The 8,487-nt window shown below is 57.1% G+C and carries 7 protein-coding genes; 5 read left to right on the top strand and 2 right to left on the bottom strand.

Going from position 1 to position 8,487, the window contains the following annotated elements; genetic code table 11:
* Positions 1 to 271: 271 nt before the first annotated feature.
* Positions 272 to 2,776, bottom strand: coding sequence for an ATP-binding protein (locus tag ABF287_RS14490; RefSeq protein WP_347185708.1), 2,505 nt, complete (start codon positions 2,774 to 2,776; stop codon positions 272 to 274).
* Positions 2,777 to 2,779: 3 nt separating this feature from the next.
* Positions 2,780 to 3,517, bottom strand: coding sequence for a response regulator transcription factor (locus tag ABF287_RS14485; RefSeq protein ID WP_347185707.1), 738 nt, complete (start codon positions 3,515 to 3,517; stop codon positions 2,780 to 2,782).
* A gap of 238 nt (positions 3,518 to 3,755) precedes the next feature.
* Here ABF287_RS14485 and phnD point away from each other — a divergent pair, with 238 nt between their 5' ends.
* The 5 genes from phnD to ABF287_RS14460 all read left to right on the top strand — a co-directional run bounded on the left by phnD (position 3,756) and on the right by ABF287_RS14460 (position 8,125).
* Positions 3,756 to 4,739, top strand: coding sequence for a phosphate/phosphite/phosphonate ABC transporter substrate-binding protein (gene phnD / locus ABF287_RS14480; protein WP_347185706.1), 984 nt, complete (start codon positions 3,756 to 3,758; stop codon positions 4,737 to 4,739).
* A 64-nt stretch (positions 4,740 to 4,803) separates the two neighbouring features.
* Positions 4,804 to 5,577, top strand: coding sequence for a phosphonate ABC transporter ATP-binding protein (gene phnC, locus ABF287_RS14475; RefSeq protein ID WP_347185705.1), 774 nt, complete (start codon positions 4,804 to 4,806; stop codon positions 5,575 to 5,577).
* On the top strand, positions 5,574 to 6,365 hold the full coding sequence (phnE, locus tag ABF287_RS14470) for a phosphonate ABC transporter, permease protein PhnE (RefSeq protein WP_347185704.1): 792 nt from the start codon (positions 5,574 to 5,576) through the stop codon (positions 6,363 to 6,365). The genes phnC and phnE (ABF287_RS14470) overlap by 4 nt, the downstream gene beginning before the upstream one ends.
* Positions 6,362 to 7,159, top strand: a complete 798-nt coding sequence (gene phnE, locus ABF287_RS14465) for a phosphonate ABC transporter, permease protein PhnE (protein WP_347185703.1) — start codon at positions 6,362 to 6,364, stop codon at positions 7,157 to 7,159. Before phnE (ABF287_RS14470) ends, phnE (ABF287_RS14465) begins: the two co-directional genes overlap by 4 nt.
* A gap of 81 nt (positions 7,160 to 7,240) precedes the next feature.
* Positions 7,241 to 8,125 carry an HAD hydrolase-like protein gene (locus tag ABF287_RS14460; RefSeq protein WP_347185709.1) on the top strand — a complete coding sequence of 295 codons (885 nt, stop codon included), beginning with the start codon at positions 7,241 to 7,243 and terminating at the stop codon, positions 8,123 to 8,125.
* Positions 8,126 to 8,487: the final 362 nt, after the last annotated feature.

Here is an 8,487-nt window from a genome sequence, read left to right as displayed (position 1 = left end):
AAGCCCACAGCCCAAATCCCCATAGCAACAAACGGCCCACCAAGCCCAACCCCGCGATTTCCCGCTTGAGCGCTTCTCCGACGCCAGGCAACGTTCCGCGTCACACAAACCTTCGCGCGTGGCGTCCGAGAAACCTACACCAAAACAGACATGCCCGTTCGACACCACGGGCGGGAAGCAGACATTCGCTGCAGATGCTTGAGATGAGCTTCCTAATGGAAAAGCGGACATTCTGGAGGGTGGCCGTCTCTCGTGCTGTCGAACTGGAGTGTTAAATAACTTCTATTATTCTTTTACGCGCGTCGGTCACTGCATGAACCAGATCAGTTTCATCGACGGGTTTCGGGAGCATTTCAAAACGGTTGCGATATTTCTTAATCACAGGGGCTTGGGCAGGCAGGCGCGATGATATCAAAATGGCAAATGCCCAAGGGTGTCGTTCTAGCGTGGCGTGGATCAATTGCAGCCCCGAATGCCCATGGTCTAGATTTTGATCAGAAACCAATAGTGTTATTTCTTGTGTCTGTTCGATGGTTTTTTGCGCCTCCGAATAGGTTGTGGCGACCAATGTATCGAACCCGAGTGTCGTGAGGGTGACCTTTAAGGCAGCCGCTGTTTCCCGATTGTCATCAACAACGATTGCCGTACCTGCAAAAAGTATCTTGGGCTTGGGGACGGGTTGCGTGGCCATAATAGGGACGCGAATTACGATGGTTGTGCCTTGGTTCATGGTTGAGAATATTTCGATATTGCCGCCAGATTGGGTTACAAAACCGTATACCATCGATAGACCCAGTCCTGTGCCTTCTCCGTTCGGACGGGCCGTATAGAAAGGTTCAAACGCATGACGGCGGGTTTCTTCTGTCATGCCGATGCCGTCGTCCTTGATCGACAGGACAGCGTGACGGTCCTGCGACGTCAAGGTGATCCAGATGTTGCCTGCATCGGGCATGGCCTGTGCGGCGTTCATACACACATTAAGCAACGCGCTTTCTAGCTGGCCGGGGTCAAGCGAGACATGCACCGGATCTTCACCCAGATCGAGATGAAGTGCCACGTTTTCGGGCAGAGCAATATCCAGCAGATCCTGCATTCCTTCGACCAATGACCCAAGATCGACCCGCTCTGGTTCAAGGTGTTGTTTGCGGGCGAAAGCTACTAGACGTTCCGTCAGGGACACGCCTAAGTCTACGGCCGTCCGTATCCGACCAAGACGGAAGGGCGCGGCGGTCGCGTTGGATGTTTCTAGCAGGTGTAGGTTGCCCGAAATCGTTGACAGGATGTTGCCGAAATCGTGGGCTACCTCGCCCGTGACCTTGCCAAGCGCCTCAACACGGCGGATTTCCTCGAGACGGTCTTCGATGCGCTTGCGCTCAGTGGCTTCGGACAACAGCCAGACGGATCGACCATCGGGCAGAAGCGAAGACCGCACCTCGATCACGTCACCCATGGGGTTGATGTATTCATCATACCCACCGCGGTCATCCGACCCGCTTTGCAGTCGGAATACCGACAGCGCAAACAGGTCTTGCATGGTCTGTGCGAGGGCGTTGTGGGGGATGCTTAAAAGCGCACGTACTTTGTCGTTCTCGGCCTCGATTCTGCCTTGTGGCGTCAGGATCGCGACGCCGTCTTTAATGCCGCTGAATACACTAGAAAATAGCGTGTTCTGGCGGGTGATTTGCGCCGTCCGTCGATCCAGTTTGCGTGCGTTTGAGCGGAACACGCCGAAGGCATGGAACAACTGGCCGATCTCGTCATCCGTCTCATTTTTGGTCGGCACGGTGACAGAATGATCGCCCGCCGCCAGCTGCCGCATGCCGTCCGCGACAAGCCGCAGGTTGCGCGTTACATAGCGCGACACGAACAGGGACGAGATCACCGCAACACAGGCACTGAACAGTGCAAGCAAGGCAACACCGGTTTGCGCCAGTTTCAGATCGCGCGAGGTTTGCATCCGCGCCACCCGCAGTCGCTCTTGCGCCGCTTCGACACGCGATGTGGCATAGGCGCTGATATCGCCGGACAACTGGCGAATACGAAACAGCGCGTTCTCCGCATCAAGCGCTGCGGTGAGCGATTGGTATTTGAGCTGAAAAAGGTCCGCGTTCGGGCGCTGTAGGATGGCCTCGATCTCCTGCAGGCCCTCTGCCGCAATGGCTCTGTCATGCAGGGCGGCACGGCTCCGGTCAAAGCGGCGGCTGATTTCTCCGACTTCGATGATCTCGCGCGCGCGGGTCACGCTGCGGGCCTCGCTGGCCAATAGGCCCAAGGCCGCCCAGGCCAGGCGATCATCCAAGGTCGCCTCTGTCAAATTGGCCTGCCGCTGGAACCTGTCTTGCAGGCGGGCTAGGTCCATGTCGATCTTTGCAATTTCGGTCTGAAGCAGGCTTTGTGGCGACGACACACGTAGCAGATTGGCAATGGCGACGCGGATTCGCGCCAGCGGCAAAGTCAGGACGTCAGTACCGTCTGACAAGCCCTCCAACTTGTCGATGGTGCGCAAAATCGCATCGGCATCCACTTGCCGTTGATAGGGCACCTGAACCGTCAAAAGAAATGGCGCGGCGGTGGCAAGATCTGCAGCGTTGCGCGACAATTCCATGGCCTGCGACACCTCTGACAGCGTGTCGCGGTGAATCGTATCGAGCCAGTTTTCCGCGTTGCGCAACAGCAAAAGGCTGATCGCCGAGATGATCAATGTCACGGCACACAGCGTCAGGATCGCAATCGAAAGCCGCGCCTTGACGCTGGGCGTATGGAATGCGGGCCGCATGCTTTACTCAGCCTCTAGTTTGAAGAAATAGCCCTGCGAACGGCGGGTTTGCAGGTGCACAGGCTTTGATGGCGTATCTTCGATCTTGCGGCGCAGGCGCAGGATAAGCACGTCAATCGTGCGGTCCACATAACGCTCCATATCCGACCCCAGCTCGGACAAAAGCTCAGGCCGTGAAATCACCCGCGAGGGGTTGCGTGCCAGATACTCAAGCAGGCGGTATTCGCCGTTCGTCAGCGGAATTTCATGGCCCGCGTTGTCCAGCAGAATCCGGCTTTGCAAATCAAGCTGTTTGCGACCGAAGGTGATGGTGTGTTCAGGCAGGGACGGCGCGCGGTTCACGCCATGTCCGTAACGGCGCAGCACCGAGCGGATGCGCGCGACCAGCTCGCGCGGGTTGAAGGGCTTCATCAGGTAATCATCAGCGCCTGTTTCAAGGCCGATGATCTTGTCGATCTCGTCACCCACACCCGTCAGCATGACAATCGGTAAGGCATAACGCGCCCCGATCTGCACCGCCAAATCGAGACCGGATTCCCCGCGCAACCGAAGATCAATAATCGCAAGATCAACGGCGGGCGGTGCGTCGAGCGCGTGAAAATCCGCGCTGCCCTCGCAGGCAATCGGGGTGAACCCGCTGCTCGACAGCAGTTCGCACAGGGTCTCGCGCACCTCGTGGTCGTCATCTACGATTGCGATGACGGGCGGTGATTGATCTTGGGTATGATGGTCCGACGTCACCCTGATTCTCCCCGATGCAGCGTTATGACAGGTTTTGCCTAGGTTGCGTGGAGTTCACAGGAAAAGACAGGGGGCAAGAACCGCTTGTAATATTGTTAACAATAAAACCGATCATTGTAACTGAGTGTTAACACAGCCACCCTCGCCCCGAGCGGGGGATGCAACTAGGCTTGCCGGATCGCCCGGTCGTGGTTGGAGGACCCTAACTGAGTGCGAGACAAACCAGGGAGAGATTTATATGACTTTTAAAATGAACAATGCAGCTATGGCTGCAAGTCTGTTGGTGCTTGGCAGCTTTTCCGCAGCCGCTGCGCAAGACTGTGCCGAGCGCGGTGCGCTTGATGCGCTCTATTGTGATGCGAACGGCGATCTTGTGGCCGATGCGCCGACAGATCCCGCTGAACTGAACGACCCGAACACTTTGGTGTTCGCCTATACGCCCGTCGAAGACCCTGCTGTTTACGCTGACATCTGGGCACCATTCATCGCCCACCTTGAAGATGCCACAGGCAAAGACGTGCAGTTCTTCGCGGTGCAATCGAACTCTGCCGAAGTTGAGGCAATGCGCTCTGGCCGTCTGCACATTGCAGGCTTCTCCACCGGCCCTACACCTTTTGCTGTAAACCTTGCAGGCGCTGTGCCGTTTGCGATCATGGGCGCAGAAGACGGGCAGTTCGGTTACCGCCTTCAGGTGTTCACGCAGGCTGATAGCGACATTCAAGAAGTGTCCGATCTGGCAGGCCGCCGTGTGGCGCACACCTCGCCTACATCAAACTCGGGCAACCAAGCGCCGCGCGCGCTGTTCCCCGGTCTTGGTGTGATCCCTGATGAGGACTACGAAGTCGTCTATTCCGGCTCGCACGACCAATCCATGTTGGGGGTTGTCGCAGGCGACTACGACGCAGCTCCGGTTGCATCAGAAGTCGTGGACCGCATGGCGGAGCGTGGCCTTTATGATGTGGCAGATGTCCGCAAAATTTGGGAAAGCGATCCGTTCCCGACCACGTCGTTCACTCTGGCCCATGATCTGGACCCAGAGCTTGCCGCGAAAATCCAAGAGGCGTTCTTCTCGTTTGAATTCGAAGGCACCGCATTGGGTGCCGAATTCGAAGGCGTCAGCAAATTCATCCCGATCACCTATCAGGATCAATGGGCTGTGATCCGTGAAATTCAGGCGTCCAATGGCGTCGAATACACGCCACAGGGCCTCGCCGACAATTAATCCCCCCCTGCAGACGGCCACTTCGTCCCATGGGGCGGGGTGGCACGCGCATCTGAGAGGCAACATGCTAGAAATTAAGAATCTTGTGAAAAGTTACGGGAAAGGTACGCCTGTCCTGAAGGATCTGAATCTGTCGGTTCAAGGCGAACAATTGATGTCGATCATCGGATCGTCCGGTGCTGGCAAAAGCACGCTTCTACGTTGTGTGAACCGTCTGGTTGAACCCACGTCGGGCAGCATCACATTGAACGGCACTGACTTTACGACGCTGGGCGCGAAAGAGCTGCGCAAGGCCCGTCGCCGGATCGGCATGGTCTTCCAGAGCTTCAATCTGGTCGACCGGCTGAGCGTTATGGAAAACGTGCAGTCCGGACGTTTGGGCTATATTTCCACATGGGCCGCCGTCACGCGCCGTTATCCTTCTGAAGACATCGAACGCGCGTTTGAGTTGATGGAACGTGTAGGCATCGCCCAATATGCCGACAAACGCGCCGACGAACTTTCGGGCGGCGAACGCCAACGCGTTGGCGTGGTGCGGGCCCTGATGCAGCGCCCTGAAATTTTGCTGGCGGATGAACCTACGGCGTCGCTCGACCCGAAAACATCCGAACAGATTATGTCTTTGTTGCGCGACCTTGCGCGGGAATTGAACCTGCCTGTCATCATCAACATCCACAACGTGACCGAGGCAAAAGAATACAGCGACCGGATCGTCGGTATGCGCTATGGGCGGATCATTTTTGACGACAAGCCTGCCGCACTTGCCGCCGCGCAAATGGATGAAATCTATGCGGGCACCCCATCCGAGGACCGTCAGGAAATGGGTGCTATCGCATGACCGCCCAAACCGTCTGGCGCAAGCCGCCGTTCATTAAATCGCCCGCTGTGCGCTGGGTGGTTTACATCGCCGTCGCAGTCTATGTGATCGGAACCATCGCCACCTTGCCCATTGATTGGGAACGCACTGCCGAAGGTCTCACACGGGCTCAACGTATCTTTAGCGGGGCATTCCCCCCCAGCTTTGAACGCTCTGGCCTGTTGATTTCCGGCTTCATGGAGAGCCTGAAAATCGCGATCCTAGCCACTACGCTGGGGATGATCCTGTCGGTGCCGCTGGCTTTCATGGCCGCGCGGAATATCTCGCCCAAGCCTGTCTATTTGTTTGGCCGCGGCACGTTCATTTTGGCACGCAGCTTTCACCCCGTGATCGTCGCAATCATCTTCGTGAAAGCCGTGGGCTTTGGCCCCTTGGCCGGTGCGCTGACACTGACAGTCTATTCGATCGGCTTTGTCGCCAAACTGCTTGCCGAACGGATCGAGGAGATTGACTTCGGACAGGTCGAAGCCATGCGCTCTGTCGGGGCGTCGTTCTTTAGCACAATGATCTATGCAATTCTTCCTCAGATCATGCCGCGCCTTGTGGGGCTTGGGATCTATCAACTGGATAGTAACCTGCGGGCCTCTGCTGTGGTTGGCATCGTCGGCGCAGGCGGCATCGGGGCGACCCTTGCCAATGCATTCGGGCGCTATGATTACGACTTCGCGCTCGCCATCACGATGGTAATCGTTGGCGCGATCCTGATTTCCGAAGCCGTGAGCGGTATGATCAGAAAGCGGATGACATGACACAGACACTCACACACGAATGGGCACGGTTTACGCCGGTCCAACGGATGAAACGCTATGTCGCGTTGTTGGCCGTCACGCTGATTGTCGTCTGGGCCTTGGGTAGTATCGACGTGATCTGGGAATGGGTCTGGGATGCGCCGATCCAACTGGTCGACTTGTTCGCCCGTATGGTGCCGCCGGACCCGACCAATCTGCCATCCATCCTTGAAGCCACGTGGCAAACCATCAACATCGCCACAATCGCCACAATGATTGCAGTCGTGTTGTCGCTGCCCGTCGCCTATATCTCGGCGCAGAACACGACGCCAAACGTGGTGTGCCTCTGGATCGGGCGGTTCATTCTGGTGTCCTCGCGGTCGGTCAATACGATCATCTGGGCGCTGCTGTTTGTGGCTATCTTCGGCCCCGGCATCATCGCGGGGATCATTGCGATTATGTTCCGCTCTATCGGGTTCCTTGGCAAATTGCTGGGTGAAGCGATTGAGGAAATCGACCATGCTCCGGTCGAGGCATTGGAAGCCTGCGGCGCGTCGCGGTTCAAGGTGGTGATATACGGGATCGTGCCACAGGTGATGCCTGCGTTCTTCGCGATCAGCATTCTGCGTTGGGATATCAACCTGCGTGAATCCACGGTTCTCGGCCTCGTTGGCGCAGGCGGTATTGGGATCATCCTGCAAGGCGCAATTGATACCTTCCAATGGCAAGAGGTTTCGATGGTCCTGCTGACGATCCTCACACTTGTCATCGCGGGTGAGGTCATCTCCTCGGCCCTTCGCAAGAAGCTTCTGTGAAGAATGACAGGGCCGCTGGATTATCCAGCGGCCCTGATGCTTTGCCTCCAAAGGACAGGACACGTGACCAAGCCAGACGCTCTGCTGACGACACAACAGATTTTCGATCGCTACGAAGGAGTCCGCACTCGGCTTCCTGCCGCCACGACCCGACCGGACACCGTCGACATCAGCTCGCTGCTGGATATCGTCGAGCAAGTCGACGCCTTCGTCTTCGATGCCTTTGGCGTGTTGAACGTGGGCGAAACCCTGATCCCCGGTGCGGATACACGGCTCGATCAGCTTCGCGAGCGAGGCTGCGCCATTCGTATCCTGACCAACGCCGCCAGCTATGACCGCAGCGGTGCGATTGCCAAATTCAAACAGCTGGGCCTGCGAGTCGAGGACGATGAGATCATCACAAGCCGGCAAGCCGCCCTTGATGCGATGGGCGAAGGACACTGGGGCGTGATTGCCGCCGATGCAGACCAGCTCGACGATCTACCGCACAGGGTGACACGCTTAACGGACGCTGCCGCCGACTATGACGTAGTGGACCAGTTTCTATTCCTTTCTGCGGCGAATTGGACTGCTTCGCAGCAGGAGTTGTTGGAAGCCGCCATGCAGTGCAATCCGCGCCCGCTGTTGATCGCAAACGCCGATCTGGCCGCGCCCCGTGATGACGGGTTCTCGGTCGAACCGGGGTATTTTGGCCATCTCATCGCCGATACCTTCCCTGACCATGTGCGCTTTTTCGGCAAACCGTTTCCCCAAGTCTATGATCTGATTGAGGCCTCACTTCCGACGACCCCGATAAACCGGATCGCAATGTGTGGTGACACGCTTCACACCGATATTCTGGGGGCCGCAGCGCGGGGGTGGCGCACAGTTCTGGTTACGCAGGACGGACTATTCTCGGGCTATGAAACACAGCCGTTCGCTGGGTCTGCAGGCCTATTTTCCGATTGGAGCCTTTGTCGCATCTAGGGCTCGGTGCATACCGCAAGACTTCAGGTATTCCTTGCCAGATCACGTCACGCAAAGTTTTCTTTCTCACAAACCGCTCCCTTCTCGGCCTTCAAGATTAGGTTTAAACACCAGCGGCGCGGCACCTGTTGATTGGGATTTCATCGGTGCTACGTTCCTTAGCGGATGGCAGCTTTGAGATTGAGCGTTACTCGTCAAGCAAGTATCCGAATGACCGCTATGGTGTAGGTTTCTCGGACGCCACGCGCGAAGGTTTGTGTGACGTGGAACGTTGCCTGGCGTCGGAGAAGCGCTCAAGCGGGAAATCGCGGGGTTGGGCTTGGTGGGCCGTTTGTTGCTATGGGGATTTGGGCTGTGGGCTT

Source organism: Pacificibacter sp., from assembly GCF_039769035.1.
GTDB lineage: Bacteria > Pseudomonadota > Alphaproteobacteria > Rhodobacterales > Rhodobacteraceae > Celeribacter.
The sequence above is the reverse complement of the archived record's forward strand: the minus strand, read 5'-3'. Positions and strand labels throughout refer to the sequence as shown.

What these genes read in the sequence shown, in the direction of transcription:
- ABF287_RS14490 (WP_347185708.1), bottom strand. Translation starts at nt 2,776, where the DNA reads ATGCGGCCCGCATTCCATACGCCCAGCGTCAAGGCGCGGCTTTCGATT.
- phnD (WP_347185706.1), top strand. Translation starts at nt 3,756, where the DNA reads ATGACTTTTAAAATGAACAATGCAGCTATGGCTGCAAGTCTGTTGGTG.
- phnC (WP_347185705.1), top strand. Translation starts at nt 4,804, where the DNA reads ATGCTAGAAATTAAGAATCTTGTGAAAAGTTACGGGAAAGGTACGCCT.
- phnE (WP_347185704.1), top strand. Translation starts at nt 5,574, where the DNA reads ATGACCGCCCAAACCGTCTGGCGCAAGCCGCCGTTCATTAAATCGCCC.
- phnE (WP_347185703.1), top strand. Translation starts at nt 6,362, where the DNA reads ATGACACAGACACTCACACACGAATGGGCACGGTTTACGCCGGTCCAA.